The 18,707-nt window shown below is 45.6% G+C and carries 13 protein-coding genes; 5 read left to right on the top strand and 8 right to left on the bottom strand.

What is annotated here, in order from left to right; all coding sequences use genetic code 11:
• Positions 1–61: 61 nt before the first annotated feature.
• From secD to queA, 4 genes are all read right to left on the bottom strand, one after another.
• On the bottom strand, positions 62–1,930 hold the full coding sequence (secD, locus tag KDM92_RS11470) for a protein translocase subunit SecD (protein ID WP_212684541.1): 1,869 nt from the start codon (positions 1,928–1,930) through the stop codon (positions 62–64).
• Positions 1,931–2,034: 104 nt separating this feature from the next.
• Positions 2,035–2,355, bottom strand: a complete 321-nt coding sequence (yajC, locus tag KDM92_RS11465; protein ID WP_189346360.1) for a preprotein translocase subunit YajC — start codon at positions 2,353–2,355, stop codon at positions 2,035–2,037.
• A 292-nt stretch (positions 2,356–2,647) separates the two neighbouring features.
• Positions 2,648–3,781: a tRNA guanosine(34) transglycosylase Tgt gene (gene tgt, locus KDM92_RS11460; protein WP_189346140.1), complete on the bottom strand. Its 1,134-nt coding sequence runs from the start codon at positions 3,779–3,781 to the stop codon at positions 2,648–2,650.
• A 221-nt stretch (positions 3,782–4,002) separates the two neighbouring features.
• Positions 4,003–5,046, bottom strand: coding sequence for a tRNA preQ1(34) S-adenosylmethionine ribosyltransferase-isomerase QueA (queA, locus tag KDM92_RS11455; RefSeq protein WP_212684540.1), 1,044 nt, complete (start codon positions 5,044–5,046; stop codon positions 4,003–4,005).
• Positions 5,047–5,418: 372 nt separating this feature from the next.
• Here queA and recG point away from each other — a divergent pair, with 372 nt between their 5' ends.
• The 4 genes from recG to KDM92_RS11435 all read left to right on the top strand — a co-directional run bounded on the left by recG (position 5,419) and on the right by KDM92_RS11435 (position 10,600).
• Positions 5,419–7,497, top strand: a complete 2,079-nt coding sequence (gene recG / locus KDM92_RS11450; RefSeq protein ID WP_212684539.1) for an ATP-dependent DNA helicase RecG — start codon at positions 5,419–5,421, stop codon at positions 7,495–7,497.
• A gap of 229 nt (positions 7,498–7,726) precedes the next feature.
• Positions 7,727–8,638, top strand: a complete 912-nt coding sequence (locus KDM92_RS11445) for an SDR family NAD(P)-dependent oxidoreductase (protein ID WP_212684537.1) — start codon at positions 7,727–7,729, stop codon at positions 8,636–8,638.
• A gap of 193 nt (positions 8,639–8,831) precedes the next feature.
• Positions 8,832–9,968: a site-2 protease family protein gene (locus KDM92_RS11440; protein WP_212684535.1), complete on the top strand. Its 1,137-nt coding sequence runs from the start codon at positions 8,832–8,834 to the stop codon at positions 9,966–9,968.
• Positions 9,969–10,063: 95 nt separating this feature from the next.
• Positions 10,064–10,600 carry a DUF6265 family protein gene (locus KDM92_RS11435; RefSeq protein ID WP_212684533.1) on the top strand — a complete coding sequence of 179 codons (537 nt, stop codon included), beginning with the start codon at positions 10,064–10,066 and terminating at the stop codon, positions 10,598–10,600.
• Positions 10,601–10,718: 118 nt separating this feature from the next.
• Here the strand turns inward: KDM92_RS11435 and KDM92_RS11430 are convergent, their stop codons facing one another.
• The gene (locus KDM92_RS11430) at positions 10,719–13,232 is read right to left on the bottom strand and encodes a TonB-dependent receptor plug domain-containing protein (protein WP_212684531.1); all 2,514 of its coding nucleotides are present in this window, start codon (positions 13,230–13,232) and stop codon (positions 10,719–10,721) included.
• A gap of 275 nt (positions 13,233–13,507) precedes the next feature.
• On the opposite strand from KDM92_RS11430, the gene KDM92_RS11425 reads away from it, so the two are divergent.
• A complete protein-coding gene (locus KDM92_RS11425; protein WP_212684529.1) occupies positions 13,508–14,113 on the top strand; it encodes a DUF938 domain-containing protein in 606 nt (201 codons plus the stop codon).
• Positions 14,114–14,216: 103 nt separating this feature from the next.
• Here KDM92_RS11425 and KDM92_RS18875 read toward each other — a convergent pair whose 3' ends face one another.
• The 3 genes from KDM92_RS18875 to KDM92_RS11410 all read right to left on the bottom strand — a co-directional run bounded on the left by KDM92_RS18875 (position 14,217) and on the right by KDM92_RS11410 (position 18,448).
• Positions 14,217–15,815, bottom strand: a complete 1,599-nt coding sequence (locus KDM92_RS18875) for a methyl-accepting chemotaxis protein (protein WP_212684528.1) — start codon at positions 15,813–15,815, stop codon at positions 14,217–14,219.
• A 206-nt stretch (positions 15,816–16,021) separates the two neighbouring features.
• Positions 16,022–17,533, bottom strand: a complete 1,512-nt coding sequence (locus KDM92_RS11415) for a sensor histidine kinase (RefSeq protein ID WP_212684526.1) — start codon at positions 17,531–17,533, stop codon at positions 16,022–16,024.
• Complete coding sequence (locus KDM92_RS11410) at positions 17,534–18,448, bottom strand: type 2 periplasmic-binding domain-containing protein (RefSeq protein ID WP_212684524.1); 915 nt, start codon at positions 18,446–18,448, stop codon at positions 17,534–17,536.
• Positions 18,449–18,707: the final 259 nt, after the last annotated feature.

Below are 18,707 nucleotides of genomic sequence, written 5' to 3'. Positions count from 1 at the left end.
ATTCCTAAATCTTTTTCTTAATTGACTAAGTACTGTGTATGCAATTTTTTTCAAATTGAAATTACTCAGTAGGCTTCCAAATTTGACCAATTGAAATCGAAGTCAATTTCTTCTTACGGCCATACCAAAGATTCACTACACCGCGCATCACAAATACCGCGGAGAAAATCGAAGTCAAAATACCTAAGCAATGCACAATCGCAAACGCTTTAATTGGGCCTGAACCAAATAACAATAAAGCCAAACCAGCAATCAAGGTAGTCACGTTCGAATCAAGAATCGTTGCCCAAGCACGATCAAAACCTTGCAAGATCGCATGCTGTGGCGAATTGCCCGCACGTAGTTCTTCTCGAATCCGCTCATTAATCAATACGTTAGCGTCAATCGCCATACCGAGTGCCAAGGCAATCGCCGCCATACCTGGCAAAGTCAAGGTCGCTTGCATCACCGACAAAATACCGACCAATAATAATAAATTGACGCCCAATGCGAACACACTAAAGAATCCGAATACCATGTAGTACACAATCATAAACACGGCGATCGCGGCAAAACCATACATCGTGGAATGAATACCTTTAGTGATATTTTCTGCACCCAATTGCGCACCGATCGTACGTTCTTCAATCACTTCCATCGGCGCCGCTAATGCACCTGAGCGCAATAACAAAGCTAACTCATTTGCCTCATTGGTTGAGCGCATGCCAGTAGTGCGGAATTTGCTGCCAAGTACATCCTGAATCGTCGCCACTTGTAACAACTCGCCTTTACCTTTTTCAAACAAAACAAAGGCCATGCGTTTACCAACATTGGGGCGAGTTGCCTCAGTCATACGACGACCGCCTTCAGAATTCAAATCGATACTAACTGCTGGTTGCTGATTTTCATCAAAGCTCGCTTGTGCGCCAGTAATCGCATCACCGGTAACAATCGGCTCTTTGTACAGAATCGCTGGACCACCACGGCCAACTTTAAACATCTCGGAACCAAATGGCACTGCCGTATTTTCATCAACAAGACCGATCACGCTTTCATCAACCAAGCGCACTTCTAAAGTCGCAGTACGACCAATAATTGATTTGGCACGCGCAACGTCTTGCACACCAGGCAATTGCACCACGATACGATCTGCGCCTTGTTGCTGAATAATCGGTTCTGCTACACCAATTTCATTTACACGTTTCGACAAGGCAGAAATATTTTGCTTCACGCCTTCATTCATTAAATTAGTCAATGCATCTGGCTTGATCGTCACTTTGATAGCGATGTCGCTATTGTCAGCCGTCACCACACTATCGAGCATATTCACATCGTTCATTTGACGCGCAATAATGTCACGTGCCTTAGCACGCGTTTCTGCATCACGGAACTTTACCGTCACCGATGAGGCATCGCGTGAAATACCAGCGTGACGAATTTCTTTGTCTTTCAGCGTACTACGCAAACTAGACTGCAAACTATTCAAACGATTATTCAGTACGGCTGAAGTATCGACTTTCATCAAGAAATGCACGCCACCGCGCAAGTCCAAACCTAAGTACATAGGGAAAGCGTGTAACTTCTGCATCCATTCTGGCGTATTCGGTAGCAGATTCAATGCTACGGTATACACAGGATCACTAGGATCTACATTCAAACCTTTTTCCAATGCAGCTTTCGCTTTGAACTGCGCATCGGTCGTTGCGAAACGCGCGCGAATCGAACCTTGAATTCCGTTGTAATCAAAGGAGTAACCAGTTGAACTGATACCCGCTTCTTTCAACACCTGTTCAACTCGGGTAATCATACTTTCGTCGACTTTGATAGTCGCTTTAGCACTATTAATTTGCACGGCAGGGGAATCACCGAAGAAATTCGGTGCAGCATACAAAGCGCCAAAGACCAAGGAGATCAAAATGACGATGTACTTCCAGAGAGGATAACGATTCATAGCGGATTCAAGAAAAAGAACTACACAAACTACGTAAAACTCAGAAACTAAAATAAATCAGGGGCAAAGCGATGCGTTTTGCCCCTGTTGCGAAGATCGCTGATTTATTTCAGCGTGCCTTTTGGTAACAATGTCGTCACTGCGCTTTTTTGAACTTGCATTTCAACGCCATTACTAATTTCTACGGAAACAAATGCATCCGCAACTTTCGTTACTTTGCCAGCGATACCACCAGCTGTAATCACTTCATCACCCTTCGCCAAAGCATCCAACATAGCTTTTTGTTCTTTTTGACGCTTCATTTGCGGGCGGATCATGACAAAGTACAACACCACGAACATCAAAATGATAGGCAAAAAGCTCATCAAAGAAGATTCTGGCGCTGCACCAGCAGCTTGAGCGTAAGCATTAGAAATAAACACGATAAAACTCCATTGAATAAATTTTTTAAAACAAATCAGAGACTTGCACGCATCTTGGGGCAATGTTGAAGATTTAAAGCCCTACAATATTTTTGCCAAAATGTTCAGCATTTTTCATGCCTAGCAACAAAGCGCAACATTCTAGCACTTGCTTCGCTAGATTCTGCCAATTCATTCCAGCAAAGCGAAAACTTGTTGTGCAAACGATTCTTGAAGGCAAATTGATAACAATTTGCCTCAAGAATCCGATGTTGGCTGATATTTTCAGTATGAACTTATAAAGTTTTGAGCCTAACTACACCCCACGCGCTCGATCCGCTTTGAATTGCGCCACGAACTCAGGGAAGCGGTCTTCATCCAAAGACAAACGAATCTGGCGCATGAGTTCGAGGTAATAGTGCAAATTGTGGATAGTATTTAAACGTGCGCCGAGGATTTCGCCAGTGCGGTGTAAATGATGCAAGTAAGCGCGGGAGAAGTTTTTGCAGGCATAGCAGGTGCAGGTTTCGTCTAATGGCGCTTTGTCTTCTTTGTAACGTGCGTTCTTGATTTTGACATCACCAAAGCGGGTAAAGATCCAGCCGTTACGCGCATTGCGAGTTGGCATCACGCAGTCAAACATATCGATACCGTTTGCCACACCCGCAACTAAGTCTTCTGGTGTGCCGACACCCATTAAATAGTGCGGTTTGTTTTCTGGTAATTTAGGACCGACGTGCGAGAGAATGCGCAGCATGTCTTCTTTTGGTTCACCGACGGACAAGCCGCCGATTGCCATGCCATCGAAACCCATTTCATTCAAAGCCGCCAAAGACTCATCACGCAAGTTCTCGAACATGCCGCCTTGCACGATACCGAACAAGGCATTCGGATTTTCGCCGCCTTTAAATTCATTCATTGAACGTTGCGCCCAACGCAAAGACATGCGCATGGATTTGCCCGCTTCTTCACTCGTCGCTGGACGTCCATCGATTTCATACGGAGTGCATTCATCGAATTGCATCACGATGTCGGAATTCAATGCTCGCTGAATTTGCATGGAAATTTCCGGTGACAAGAACAAGCGCTCACCACTAATAGGGGAAGCGAACTTCACACCTTCTTCGGTAATCTTACGCATGGCGCCGAGCGAGAATACTTGGAAGCCACCAGAGTCGGTCAGAATAGGTTTATCCCAGCCCATGAAATCGTGCAAGCCGCCAAATTTATTCACAACGTCTAAGCCTGGACGCAACCACAAATGGAAGGTATTGCCCAAAATGATGTGCGCGTCGATTTCTTTGAGTTCGAGCGGCGACATCGCCTTCACCGAACCATACGTTCCCACTGGCATAAAAATCGGCGTTTCGATCACGCCATGATTGACGGTAACGCGACCACGACGCGCGGCAGTGGTTTTGTCTTTTTTGATTAATTGAAATTCGAGCATAGGGTTTACCGACCTAGATAAAAAGTTGGGACTAAAAAATTAAAAGCTTAACCACAGAGGCGCAGAGATCGCAGAGTTTCTTAATTATTTTCTGTCCTCCGCTTTATTACACCGTGCACATCTAGAAATTCAATATCAGGGATGCAGTACAAGGCGCCAAGTACAGCAATACGTCGGTATTGCGCGCATTGGCGACGCCGTAATGCGCCCTGAGATTGGATTTATTGGTGTGCACCTGAGCGATTCGTTAATAACATCGCATCACCATAACTAAAGAAACGATACTTCTGCGCGATCGCATGCGCGTAGGCTTCACGTATCGCATCGTAACCTGCAAATGCTGAGACTAGCATCATTAATGTTGATTTTGGTAAGTGGAAATTCGTAATCAAACGATCTACTGTTTTGAAGAAATATCCTGGCGTAATGAAGAGACGCGTATCGCCACTGCCTGCGACCAATTCACCAGTTTGTGAAGCCGATTCTATCGCTCGCATACTTGTAGTGCCAACGCAGATCACGTTTTTGCCTGCTGCTTTAGTCGCACGCACTGCCGCGACTGTCTCTTCAGGTACCGTGTACCACTCGCTATGCATGTCGTGTTTACTTAGGTCTTCGGTACGCACAGGTTGGAAAGTGCCAGCGCCTACATGCAAAGTGACGAAGGCGAGCTGTATGCCTTTGGCTTTACATTTTTCTAAAAGTGCTTCATCAAAATGCAAGCCCGCAGTCGGTGCAGCGACTGCGCCCGGCACGCGTGAGTACACAGTTTGATAGCGATGTTCATCAAAATCATCGGCTTCGTGATTGATATACGGCGGCAGTGGCAGACGACCATATTTCTCGATGAGCTCAAACACATCACCTGGAAAATGTAGGGTAAAAAATTCTCCGGCGCGTTCGCCGACTGTCACGTCGAAGGCGTCTGCCAAACGAATCTTGCTGCCAGCCAGCGGCGATTTTGAGGCGCGTAATTGGACGTGTACGATATGTTCATCTGCGGTGTTCTTAATTACGCGTTCGACCAACATCTCCACTTTGCCGCCGGTTTCTTTCGCACCAAAAAAACGCGCTTTCAAAACGCGGGTATCGTTAAATACCAATAAATCGCCCGCATCGAGTTGCTCCACGATATCGGCAAATTGACGATCCACAATGCCTGTATCACTCACGTGCAACAGGCGCGACGCAGTACGATCCAGCAAAGCCGTTTGCGCAATCAGCTCGGGAGGGAGTTCAAAATCAAAATCACTGAGTGAGTACATAATTACACCAAAATAAAAACTACTTCTTGTCCGCAGCGTATGCCGCATGAGTTCATCCACAGCGCGCCTACACTTCGACCAAATACAAATTGTCGCAAATCGTCGTTTAAACTCCCTTCTCCCGCAAGCGGGAGAAGGGTCGGGGATGAGGGCAATTGAGAACGCGTCACGCCAAATTGTAAGAATGCGCTCTCAGAATCTCTACATTATGTGCAACTAGACGCCATGCAGTTTCTGAACCACCCTCATCCTAGCCCTCTCCCGCTTGCGGGAGAGGGAACTGCACCTGCTCTACGAAAAATTCCCATTACTGTATAAAAAACCAGTAGAATCAACACCATTTCGTTTCAGACCAACCCGCCATTTTACCCTATGTCAGCAAGCGCACCTATTCAGCCTGCCAGCAAGAAAAAAACTGCACCAGCCAAACCTGTGCGCTTGGAAGAGAAATTTGCCAGGCTAGGTCTGCGTTCTGACATGGATTTCGTCTTGCATCTACCGATGCGTTACGAAGATGAGACGGAAATTGTCTCTATGCGTGATGCCGGTTTTCGGGGTGGTAGTTCTGTACAAGTCGAGGGCGAAGTGACGGAATGTGATATCCAATATCGCCCGCGCCGTCAATTAGTCGTCACGATTAGCGACAATACTGGGCAAGTGGTGTTACGTTTTTTGAATTTTTACGGCAGTCAAATTAAGCAAATGGCAGTCGGGATGCGGGTGCGGGCGCGCGGCGAATTAAGACATGGCTTCTTTGGTGCGGAGATGGTACATCCGACTTATAAGATGGTGAATGAAGGCGCTGCACTACCAACCGCGCTGACACCTGTTTATCACGCTGGCGATGGTGTTTCGCAAACCATGCTGCGCAAAGCCATCACCAGTGCGCTCAACAAAGTGCAATGGTACGACACGCTTTCCCCTACTTTACTGCAACAACTCGGATTGCAAGATTTTGAATCCGCAGTGAGGTTACTGCACAACCCGCCAGCCGATGTCGATCAATATGCACTACTGGAACACGAACATCCGGCTTGGGAGCGTATGAAATTTGACGAGCTGTTAGCACAACAACTCTCACTCAAGCGCGCACAAGCCTCGCGCAGATCGCAAGGCGCGACTGCATTGCCCATCGTCGGCGCGTTGACTCAGGCTTTTTTAGCGACCTTACCCTTCAAACTTACTGGCGCGCAAGAGCGCGTGCTGGAAGAAATTCGCGCTGATCTGAAACAAGCTTTTCCTATGCAAAGATTATTGCAAGGTGATGTCGGCAGCGGCAAAACCATCGTGGCTGCACTCGCCGCCACACAAGCGATTGATAGTGGCTATCAAGCCGCTTTAATGGCACCGACCGAGATCTTAGCGGAACAACATTTCCGCAAAGTGGCGGGTTGGTTAGAACCCTTGGGGATCAAAACCGCATGGCTGACAGGTAGTTTAAAAAAGAAAGAAAAAGAGCAAGCAAACGCCCTGATCACATCTGGCGAAGCGCAATTGGTAATCGGCACCCATGCGCTGATTCAAGACACCGTGCAATTTGCCAAACTCGGTTTAGTCATCGTCGATGAGCAACATCGCTTCGGTGTAGCGCAAAGGCTGACGCTCCGTAATAAAGCCGAAGCGGGTAAAACCCCCCATCAATTGATGATGTCAGCCACGCCCATTCCGCGCACGCTGGCGATGACCTACTACGCCGATCTCGAAGTGTCAGTGATTGATGAATTACCACTGGGACGCACGCCTATCGTCACGCGCGTGGTCGATCAAAATCGTCGTGAGGAAGTGATAGAACGCGTTCACGCCGCCGCGCAAGAAGGCAAACAAGTGTATTGGGTTTGTCCGCTGATAGAAGAATCCGAAGCGCTACAACTACAAACGGCGACTGATACCCATGCGATGCTGAGCGCTGCCTTGCCCGACTGCCGTGTCGGTTTAGTGCACGGCAAACTCAAGCCCGCCGAAAAGCAAATCGTGATGGATGCCTTCACCCGTAATGAAGTGCAAGTGTTGGTCGCGACCACCGTGATCGAAGTCGGCGTCGATGTGCCGAACGCAAGCTTAATGGTGATCGAGCATGCAGAGCGTTTCGGGCTATCCCAATTGCATCAATTACGCGGGCGAGTGGGACGTGGCGCGGCTGCCAGTGTTTGTCTTTTGCTATATCAAGGCCCACTTGGCCATACTGCCAAACAAAGATTGTTGACCATGCGCGAAAGTACTGATGGCTTTGAAATTGCACGTAAAGATTTGGAATTGCGCGGTCCGGGCGAATTTCTCGGTGCGCGACAATCTGGCGAAGCATTATTGCGTTTTGCGAATTTAGAAAAAGACCAATATCTCGTCGAAAAAGCCCGCAATCTAGCGGTCCAATTATTAGCCAATGATATGCCGACAGTCGAGGCACATTTGCAACGCTGGATGGGGCATAGGGAAGAATTTTTGCGGGTTTAAAGGTTGATGCAGATCAGCTAGACGAAATCCTCAGGAAATTTGCAGTATCAACTAAGGCAATTTCAGTTATCGTATCGCTTCTGTCGTCGGCAAATTAAGCACCTTGAACAAAGTTTCCCAACAATTCTCTCGCCTTGTACCGTAACAAAACAAAGGAAAGAATTGCGCATGACGACATAGCAAAATTTATTTCACTTAACAAACCGCATTTAATCAAACAGGAGTCTGCATGAGCTTAGATTTTTCAGGTCGCGTTGCGATAGTCACGGGTGCTGGTGGTGGCCTTGGTCGTGAACATGCTTTGGCATTAGCCAAACGCGGTGCGAAAGTCGTCGTGAATGATCTTGGCGGTGCGCGTGATGGAACTGGCGGTTCAGCAAGCGCGGCGCAAGCCGTAGTCGATGAAATTATCGCAGCTGGCGGTGAAGCGATTGCCAACAGCGCATCTGTCACTGACTTCGCGGCAATCCAAACGATGGTGCAAGAGACCATGGACAAATGGGGGCGCATCGACATCTTGATCAATAACGCCGGCATCTTGCGCGACAAATCGTTTGGCAAAATGGAACTCGATGATTTCCGTCTCGTGATCGAAGTGCATCTGATGGGCAGTGTGAATTGCTGCAAAGCGGTTTGGCCTATCATGACGGCACAAAACTATGGCCGTATTATGATGACGACCTCATCCTCTGGTCTGTACGGTAATTTCGGTCAATCGAATTACAGTGCAGCAAAATTAGGCTTAGTTGGCCTGATGCAAACACTGTCGATTGAAGGTGCTAAACACGACATCCGCGTCAATGCCTTAGCACCAACCGCAGCGACCCGCATGACCAATGGCCTGTATCCAGAAGCAATGTTAAACGCAATTCAAGCTAGCGATGTGGTGCCAGCGATGTTGGTACTCGCAGCACATGATGCACCTAATCGCACCATCTTGTGCGCGGGCGCAGGCAGTTTTGAGGCGGCACATATCAGCTTAACCAAAGGCGTTTATTTGGGACGTGATGAGAATGTGGATGAGACTTTATTGGCACGCTTGTCAGAGGTAACTGATCCTGCAGGACAAAGTATTCCTGCCAACGGAATAGCCCAAGGGCATCAAGAAATCATGGTAGCAATGAGCGCGCAACAATTCTGAAATCCCTCGTTATCTTGAATCGAGCAAAGATGAATAAAATCATCTTTGCTCAGATCAACGCAGCAAATCACAAGTCTCCCGCAACGAGCTAGCGTCCGTTGAGCTTCAACTTAAATGCCAAAGAAAATCCAGAAAGTATCAGCATTTTCTAATAGAATTCGCGTTTATTGATTGAATTTAAGATGGATGCAAATTGGAACTACTCAATATTGATTGTTTGGGCAAGGCACTCAGACTAGAAGGCTCCTTAGCTGGCTGGCAGCAATTATTCTGGGACAATAATTTAGTCTCACAAAAAAATGCCAGTGCTGACAACGAAGGCTTATCGGCGCATGAATTCGAAATTCGCGTGACGCCAACACCAGCGAATGGCGCCACAGAAAACACCGAGTCCGCACAAACCGCACTAGAACAGACTTTCCTGATTCGACTAGAAAGCGATCTGCATTGGCAACCTTTCTCTATCGACTATCGCCTGCTGATCAATAGTGAGCTGATCACCGAAGGGAAAAGAACCACACGCGATATTGAACGCCAAGTACCTGCTGTACCAGTAAGCACGCCACAAAAAATGAGCTTGCTTGGAATACTTTCGCTCGGCTTCAAGTTACTCAAAAGTGCAAAGATCATTAAGGTTTTATTGGCGGGAGCAAGTTTGGCCGCTTATTCTTGGCTGTTTTCATTTCAATTCGCGATCGCTTTAATCGCCTGTTGGATGGTGCATGAATATGGCCACATTCGTGCGATGAAGTACTTCGGCATGAAAACTAAAGGTATTTATATCATTCCGTTTTTAGGTGGCTTGGCATTATCCGACGATAAAATTAATACACGTTGGCAAGATGTGACGATCTCAATTATGGGACCCGTGTTCGGCTTGCTATTGTCATTGTTGTTGATGCTGGTGTATTGGATCACTGGGAATATTTTCTTTGCTGGCTTAGCCAATTTTAATGCGCTGATTAATCTAATTAATCTACTACCAATCTTGCCCTTAGACGGTGGACATATTCTAAAAAGCATAGGCTTCTCGGTGAATGGTAAATTTGGTTTAGTGGCCTTAGTACTTGGCTCGGTCATCGGTATTTTTGGTAGCTACACTTTAGGCTTAAGTTTCTTGGCGTTCTTTATGTTGATAGGCACGATAGAAATTGCGATGGAGTGGAAATTACGGCATCAAAGCCACCTCTTACCTTTAGATCGTTATGGGCAAATCTTTTCCAGCATTTGGTACTTCGTGACCGTTGCTGCGCTGGTGGCAATCATGTGGTATTTTGCAAAAAGTGGCGATCAGATTTTATCTGCACCTATGCATATTTTGCGCAGCTAGTTACACGAATATACACGAATAAATTGGCGCACCCGAAACAAATAAAAAAGTGTGTCAGCGTTTTTACTTGTATCAAACCCTGATGGAGATATCACATGAAAAAACACTGGCGCACTAGCATCCTCGCAATACACTTAAGCCTGCTGCCTATCTTCAGCATGGCTCAGACTACACCACAAGCAATCAACTCAGTTAGCGAACCTCAAACTAGAGTAGAAATCCAAGACTTAACTTGGATGCTTGGCAGCTGGACTGCCATCACAGAAAAACAAATTATCGACGAACATTGGGCATTGCAAGGCCAATCATTGATGGGCATTTCCCGCACAACAGAGGCGGATAAAAGCAAAGCGGTGGAACTGCTTTTTATTGAAAAACAAGACCAGGACTGGATAGTACACTTACGGTTCTTCGGCCCAGCAATAGAGAAAGCCACACGCGGCAAGGATGAGCCTTTACGATTAAAGGTGATCCACGCCGATACCACAGAATTACGTTGCGAAGGTATTGGCGGCGAAATTGGCACAACGCTTACCTACACCAAACTCACTACGAACAGTATGCGAGCAGAAATTCGTAAAGTACGTGAAGGCAAATTAGTTTGGTCTGAAACTTATCAATTTCAACGATAAAAACCAACAAAAAATCATTACAAGTGCTTATAAAAAAACGCTTATCAATCTTCATCGATAAGCGTTTTTTTATTGTTCAAATTACTGAGCCTAGCTAACACACTTTCCAGTTAAAAAGTTACAAGCTATAGCTCAAACGCGCATACACAAAGCGCCCCGAACGTCCAAATGGAGAGAAGTTAGAGAATGAAGTGGCACCCGCTGTATTCAAAGCTGGCATACGTGGATCGCTATAGGTGTCAAACACATTATCTGCACCAAGTGCTAATTTCAATCGTTTAGTAAAGTTATAGCGAAATTCTACGTCAACCAATGTTTTTGCTGACAAGACTTGATCCAAGGCAGCGGTGGTGCCTGGATCTAACACTTCACCATAACGAGTTGCGCGGAAAGTCGCGGCATAATCAGCTAATTTCCAATCGACGCTCGCATTGATTTTATTGCGCGGTTGTCCGCGCTCAAAGATCAAGACATTCACACGATCAAACAAAACTGGAGAAGGCGTCAATGCTGATAACTGCGCTGTCTTTGGCACTTTGGTTACTTCGGTTTTTGTAAAATTACCTGCCAGAGTAAAATCAAAACGGCCGGACGATTCGGTCATCATCGGCCAATTCGACACAATATCTAAACCCTTTGTTTTCGTGTCCACACCATTGATAAAGAAGCGTCCACCACCGATGCCAATAAAGCCTTGTGCAGTCAAATAATTACGCACATTGGCAGCGGTTAAGTTCTCTGACAAGACGATGCGATTACTAATTTCAATGCGATAGGCATCAATCGTGACACCTAATTTTCCAAAACTAAACACAGCACCTAAAGATTGATTGAATGATTTTTCCGCATCCAATGGTTTTGCACCGAGAGCAATCGCCGCCGGATCGCTAGGCTTGAAGGTAGTGATTTCAAACGGCACACCGTTAATAAAATTGGTTGCCGTTGAAGTGAAAAACTGTTGTTGCGGCGATGGTGCACGGAAGCCATTTTGTATCGAACCGCGCAAACCAAATTCTTTGCTAAAGTCGTAGCGAGTTGCAATCTTACCCGTCACATTATTTCCAAAATCAGAATAATGCTCTGCACGAATCGCAGCCGACGCTTGCCACTCTTTGCTTAAGTTGGTTTCGACATCAATATATGCTCCAACCGCGCTACGATTATTATCGGAGGCATTTGCTGGCGTGAAACCTGGAAAAACCTGTGCGCCCGGTGCTGTTGGACTGCCATTAGCCAACTTCTCGCCACCGAAACGATATGAATCTGGCTCACCAGCAAATAAGCTATAGCCTTCTCTACGCGCCTCAAATCCAGTTGCAAAACTGATAGGCGAAGAAAATTCTGGCAAGCTAAAACTTCTGACCGCAGATAAATTGAACACTAACTGATCATAAGAAAAACCGCCGGCCTCGAATTGCTTTTTACTAGTTGGACCAATCGATCGGTTGATCGTATCTTTGATCGTAAACTGCATCTTGTTTTTGCCATAACCTAATGACGCATCCATGTCCCATAATCCCGCGGTCCAACTGATGCCAGCAGTCGCACTAAAGTCATCGACTTGCGGTGCAATCTTGGGCAAGAATCCGTTAGGGTAAACAGAGATGATATTTTGATCTTGCAAAGCACGGCGGAAGAATCCCGCAGATAACGCATCGCGTCTTTGATAACTTGACCATGCATACAACTTGGCACCGCCTTCCAACATCTGTCCAGCGTTGACAAACACGGTAGATTGCTTCAACTCAGGTTCACCATACCAAGCATTAAATCGATTAGCGTCTTTTTCACGCGGATCAAATGCGCCGTTCACTAAGGGATATTGTTGACGGAAATCCCAACCACCACGGTCTGTATATTTTTGATCTTTTAATTCTGCTGCGACTGTCACATAGCCAGTTTCTCCAAATGACAAGCCTTTCCAAATACTCATAGTCGCCGTGTTTCCATCATTACGACTACGCGTCGTACCTGGAGCACTCCATGTCGCACCGGTTGGCGTGGTGCCGGGGATAAAATCATATTCGGTTATTCGCTGTCCATAACTGGCTGTGACTTCACCACCGTCGCGATTCTCACGCAAACGCAAGTTAATGACACCCGATAACGCATCGGATCCGTATTGCGCCGATGCACCATCACGCAATACTTCGATGTTCTTCACGATAGCGCTCGGTATCGTATTCAAATCCACAGCAGCAGTGCCACGTCCCACCGTACCATTTACATTGACTAAGGAAGATGCATGACGACGTTTTGAGTTTACCAACACCAAGGTTTGATCTGGCCCCAAGCCACGTAAAGTCGCCGGACGTATCGTATCAGTGCCATCGGTTAAACCAGGTCGCGGAAAATTAAGCGAAGGCAAGGCAACTGACAAAGCTTGATTGATTTCACTCACACCTAAATTTTGCAGGGATTCAGCAGAGATCACATCGACTGGCGCAGAAGTATTGGTCGCAGAACGATTTTGCATACGGGTACCAGTCACAATCACCGAGGTTGGCTTTTCATCTTGAACTTGAGCGGCTGTCGCTTGTGCATGCGCCGATGATGAATATCCAAACGCAGCTCCAAATAATGAAGTAATGGTAAGCGCGAGTATCGATTTTTTGGGTATAGTGTGCTGCATTGGAAACCTCCGAACGGAAAATTAACACAAAGTGCAAACGAAGAAGTGGGGCGGCTAGCAAAACAAGCTCAATTCATCATGACACCAAGAAAAACCGAAGTCAATTTAAGTCCACCTAGATACAACATAATGCGTAACTGATTTTGCCATCCTGCCCAAAGTGGTTTATCCAAGATACTTTGCACGATTTTAGTGCGACTAAACTAACTTGCTCATTAGACTAATTCAATTAAAAAAACGCATTTCAACATCACTGCACATTTCTCTACTCAGCTATGCAAGCCATTAAACTATTTTCTCCAGCTTGTGAAAGAAACCAAGAGCCCATTCTTTCACAACTTAAAACTTATTTAGATCAAGCCAACAAGGTATTAGAAATTGGTAGCGGAACAGGTCAGCATGCGGTTTATTTTAGCCATCACTTACCACATCTAGTTTGGCAAACCAGCGATCGCGAAGAGAACCACGCTAGCATTCAAGCGTGGATAAATGACGCGGCTAATGACAGAGTTCTTGCACCAATCTCGCTAGACGTTGGAAGCAAGAGTTGGCCAGCGCAAATTGCCGATGCGGTATTCACCGCGAATACCTGTCATATCATGCACTGGCACGAAGTGCAGTGCATGTTTACAGGGGCGAGTAAGATTCTTAGTGAAGGTGGACTCTTTATTATCTATGGCCCCTTCAATTACGCGGGTCAATTCACCAGTGAAAGCAATCGCGAATTTGATGCGGCCTTAAAATTGCAAGCAGCCCATCGCGGAATTAGAGATATCGCAGATATGCAAGAACTGGCAAAACAAACCCAATTCAGCTTGCAGCAAGATATCGAGATGCCAGCAAACAATCGCTTACTCGTCTTCAAAAATATGCGCCCATAGTAAGGAATATGGGCGCGATTAAATACTAGTTAGTAGCTATCCAGCAGCAATCAAATAAGCTGGTTCACCACCTATGTCTGAATCAAATTCTCAATAAGCCCGATCAAGCACGCAAACGCAATTGGCCGCCGAATTGGCTAGTATTTTGATATGCATTACTTGAGTTGACTTTAAATATGCTGACTAAGTCTGCCAATTTGCTAGCTTGATTTTGTAGCGCTTCTGCCGCTGCCGCCGCCTCTTCGACGAGTGAGGCATTTTGCTGCGTCACTGTATCCATCTGTATGACTGCCTGATTGACTTGATCGATACCGGTCGATTGCTCTGAACTGGCTGCGGTGATTTCTGCAACAATATCACTGACGCGCTTCACACTTTCGACCACTTCATTCATGGTATCGCCAGCCTGATGAACTAATGAAGAACCAGCCTCGACTTTTTCAACCGAATTATTAATTAGCTCTTTAATTTCTTTCGCCGCCGCTGCGCTACGTTGTGCCAGACTACGTACTTCCGAAGCGACTACGGCAAAGCCTCGTCCCTGTTCACCAGCTCGTGCTGCTTCTACTGCGGCATTCAATGCCAAAATATTGGTTTGGAAAGCAATGCCATCAATGACACTAATAATATCGACAATTTTCTTGGACGATTCATTAATCGAACTCATTGTCGTCACTACCTGAGAAACCACGCGACCGCCACGCTCCGCGACTTCAGAAGCAGAGCCTGTCAGTACATTTGCTTGCTTAGCGTTATCCGCATTTTGCTTCACAGTGGAAGTTATTTCCTCCATTGACGCTGCAGTTTCTTCGAGTGAGCTAGCTTGTTGCTCAGTACGCGAAGACAATTCAAGATTACCCGCCGCTATTTCACTTGAGGCTGAGGCGATAGTCTCGGTTCCGGCGCGCACCTGACTCACAATGACACTCAAGCTATCACTCATCTTTTTTAAAGCTTGTAATAAGCTACCCAACTCATCGTTAGAGCTATCATCAATATTCCTAGTTAGATCTCCAGCAGCGACCGTTTCTGCGACCATGACGGCTTCACGAATTGGTTTAACAATGCTATTCATGAGCCAGATTCCCATACCGATCGCAATAGCGAGTGCGAGTACAAGACTAATTATGGTTACCAACTTGAAATTTTCGAATGCCTTCTGAGATTTCTCATACTCCGCTTTTGCAACTTCAGCCTGTAATTGAATCAAGTTGTTCATGACTTCTCGTACAGGAAGAAATACCTCACCAAGCTTACCAGTGACAATTTGTTTCACTGTTTCGTTATCACCATTTTTTAGAGCCGCCACTGCAGGCTCCAACACTTGTGTTAAAAACGCTTCTCGCTTACGTTCAAAATCTTGTGCCATCGCTTTTTCTTCTGGCGTCAAAAAGGTCGCCATATATTCAGCCCATACTTTGTTAGCTCGATTTCGATTGTCCTCTACCTCGGTTAAAGTAAGTTTAATTTGTTCTGGCGATTCAACCGCTGCACGTGAAATAGCGATCTGATTACGTTGAATCAAACGAATTACACTATCTAACTGACTTAAGGCGATCAAACGATCATCATAGATCGTTTTAATCGAGCTGTTATTACGATTCAGTGCAACAAATCCCTCAAAACCAATCAGCAAAGCAACCAAGCTTAGTATCACTAAACTAATGATTAGCTTGGCTTTAATTGTCAAATTCCGCAACATACATTCCTCCTGATTAGACAATGGATTTGAAGGTAAATCTGATGGACTCAATATCCATCTTGTCTGAATTTAAATTTTAATCGCAAATAAAAACATTTCCACACGGGAAAATATTAATCAACAAAGTATCTCGCAGCTACACCGAAATCGTTAACTTTTGCAAATTCATTTATCAAACTAAGTCCTAGTTTCGATAAAAAACAAATCTAAGCAGACCTCAAAGTAAACCAAAAGACGCTACCGCTAGGCAGAGCGGCATCATAGCCAACTTCACCACCCAGTTTGTACACAATACGCTGCACGATAGACAGGCCTAGTCCATGTCCATCCGCGGAACTATGTCCAAATTGAACGAAGGTTTTAAACAATTGCTCTTGTTGCTCGAGGCTTAATCCAGCACCCGAATCTTTCACCCAACACTTTACAAAGCCATTCGCCAAATCAGTGACACCAATCTCAATTTGTGGTCGAACACCACCATACTTAATTGCGTTCGAGAGATAATTTACCCAAACCTCTTCGGTCCACTGTTCATTTGCCACAACACGTGGCCAATGTCCCGAAAACCGAATTTGTGCCCCTTTTTCGATAGCAAGTGCAGACATGCGTTGACAAGCTTCGCGTGCGGTATGCTCTAAACTTATTTTCTCTAGAATCAGATTTTCATCTTTTCTAACTCTCGCCAACAGTAGTAGCGAATCAATTATCGTGTGCATCTTGATGGAGGATTGCTGAATACTCATCAATAACATACGATTTTTCTCTGCTGACAATTCTAGATTGTCAGCGTTCAGCAAATTAGACGCGCCCATTAAATTGGTGACAGGTTGTTTCAGATCATGCGCAACGGTATGGGCATAGGCATCAAGCTCACGATTTTGCAAAACTAATTCTTCTGATTTTCGTTCCAGCAATTTAGTTTTCAATTGCAAATCGGCAGTGCGCTCCGCTACCAGTTGCTCCAATTGTTCGCGGTATAGTGCAAGTTCAGTATCTAAAATGTCGCGCTTACGCATATCATCATAAATTCTCGATCGCATAGAGTTAATCGCGTAGACAACCAAATCGAGTTCATCATGTTCCTCGCTATTGGGGCGATCTAAAAATAGTTCCTGTTCTAGATTATTTAACTCAAGTTGCTGCACATAGCTTGCTGTTTTTTCTAAGTGTCGCCCTATCCAACGTCGAAAAATAAACAAAACAAACAAGGCAGACATCAACAAACTAACCGATGTCGTAATCGCGATGCTTTGCGCGGTTTCCCACATTCTCGCGTGGATATCTTTTGCCATTAATTCGACATGCAGAACCCCAATCTCATACGCATCTTCACCTTCGCGATAGATGATTTTAAAATCTCGTTCCAACAGAATTTGCTGATGCTCTGGATGTTGCCGTTCCCATGCATCATTCAGTTCGCCACGCAAACGCAGACGACCGACATCAGGAATTTTGGCAATACCGTCTAACAAGGTATCGATTCTCGGCATGTCTACGGACCACAAGCCTGCCGCTAAACTGGGTAAATAACTATTTTCGATTTCTGTAAATCGTTGCTCCAAATTACCCAAGGCCGATTGATAGGCACGATAGATTTGCACTGCCGTGACAAGACTGGCGACAATCAGCGTGTACAGCAGCACCGCCACCACAATTTTATGTCCTAGATACTTGCGTTGGCGGTGGGATGTTGGATGAAGAGAGTCTGAATTTGCCATTTAAAATCCCAGTACCGGTGAGAACCACAGTTCAGTTTTTAATAGCGGCGTTTGCTCTGACAATTGCGGATTTCTTATCGTGATCACTTCACGCTTATCCAACTGTGCTTGTTTAATCATGTTCCCAAAATGCCGTACAAATAACTGCCGCATACTTCCATCTTTCATGGCGATAGTCAGCCCTCGTTCAATCGCTTGTGCCAGAGCGTGATTGTCTTTTTTCACAAAAAAATACAAGGGAGCTGGATAATAAATGACCCACCGAGGGGCAATAGCGAATGCTTGCTTTTTATGAGCATCGACCTCTGCTTGAATTTCTGTGACCGATCTTGGGAAGTAACGAATGCGACCACGCTCAAGCATGGCGAATAACCCTTGATAACTTGAGCTCGGTGTCACGTTAAATCCATTTGCTTGCAAAATCGGAAAATCAGGCCAATCATGCCCTTGCCCAGAGCGTAAAGCTTTTAGCTGATCAGCACTTTCTAGTCGTGCAAAATAATCTAAATCGGATCTATTCACTAGAAGTAAGCGCCAGCCCAATAAGCCGCGATCAATTGGAATGCGGATCGGTAACAAATCGCGCTCACGCTCTGGAGAGGTGAAGGTCCAAACCACATCAAGCTCTTTACCCATTTGTACGTGGCGCAATGTACGCCATTGCGGCATATCATGTTTGCTCGGCTTGGCTGCATATGCCACACCAGATTTCGATAAGGCGAGCTTTAGTAAAGAAATTGGATATTGACCGCGCTCATCCTCCGCCATCGACGCAGCCCAAGCATAGGTCACTGACTTTGCTGCCTGAGATTTTGTCGCATCTGCTGGAAACGTACAAACGACAACCAATCCTAAGAACGCAACAAATTCGCGCCAACTATGAAGACAAAAAGCAAATGTATTCCAATGATTCATATCAGCATCGTCAGGAATGATTCATTCAATAAGCACGATAAAGATTGCATTCGCATTTTTTAACCGTGATTTTCTCTGAATCTACATGACTTCCAAACACAAAGCTACTAACAAGCGCGAACTGTTGTAAAGAAGTAAGGCAATGCGAACATATTATTTTGACAGCTCAAAAAAACAAATCACAACATCGCAAACACCTATCGTTGCATAGTCTCCGTGTCTGTGCGAACATCGTTTGCAAGTAAGTTCGAGAAACCTC

Source organism: Affinundibacterium baiyunense, from assembly GCF_018139645.1.
GTDB lineage: Bacteria > Pseudomonadota > Gammaproteobacteria > Burkholderiales > Burkholderiaceae_D > Undibacterium > Undibacterium baiyunense.
Note: the sequence above shows the minus strand (reverse complement) of the source record. Positions and strands in the feature narration are given on the sequence as shown.

What these genes read in the sequence shown, in the direction of transcription:
- secD (WP_212684541.1), bottom strand. Translation starts at nt 1,930, where the DNA reads ATGAATCGTTATCCTCTCTGGAAGTACATCGTCATTTTGATCTCCTTG.
- KDM92_RS11435 (WP_212684533.1), top strand. Translation starts at nt 10,064, where the DNA reads ATGAAAAAACACTGGCGCACTAGCATCCTCGCAATACACTTAAGCCTG.
- KDM92_RS11410 (WP_212684524.1), bottom strand. Translation starts at nt 18,448, where the DNA reads ATGAATCATTGGAATACATTTGCTTTTTGTCTTCATAGTTGGCGCGAA.
- KDM92_RS11430 (WP_212684531.1), bottom strand. Translation starts at nt 13,232, where the DNA reads ATGCAGCACACTATACCCAAAAAATCGATACTCGCGCTTACCATTACT.
- tgt (WP_189346140.1), bottom strand. Translation starts at nt 3,781, where the DNA reads ATGCTCGAATTTCAATTAATCAAAAAAGACAAAACCACTGCCGCGCGT.
- queA (WP_212684540.1), bottom strand. Translation starts at nt 5,046, where the DNA reads ATGTACTCACTCAGTGATTTTGATTTTGAACTCCCTCCCGAGCTGATT.
- KDM92_RS18875 (WP_212684528.1), bottom strand. Translation starts at nt 15,815, where the DNA reads ATGTTGCGGAATTTGACAATTAAAGCCAAGCTAATCATTAGTTTAGTG.
- recG (WP_212684539.1), top strand. Translation starts at nt 5,419, where the DNA reads ATGTCAGCAAGCGCACCTATTCAGCCTGCCAGCAAGAAAAAAACTGCA.
- KDM92_RS11415 (WP_212684526.1), bottom strand. Translation starts at nt 17,533, where the DNA reads ATGGCAAATTCAGACTCTCTTCATCCAACATCCCACCGCCAACGCAAG.
- KDM92_RS11425 (WP_212684529.1), top strand. Translation starts at nt 13,508, where the DNA reads ATGCAAGCCATTAAACTATTTTCTCCAGCTTGTGAAAGAAACCAAGAG.
- KDM92_RS11445 (WP_212684537.1), top strand. Translation starts at nt 7,727, where the DNA reads ATGAGCTTAGATTTTTCAGGTCGCGTTGCGATAGTCACGGGTGCTGGT.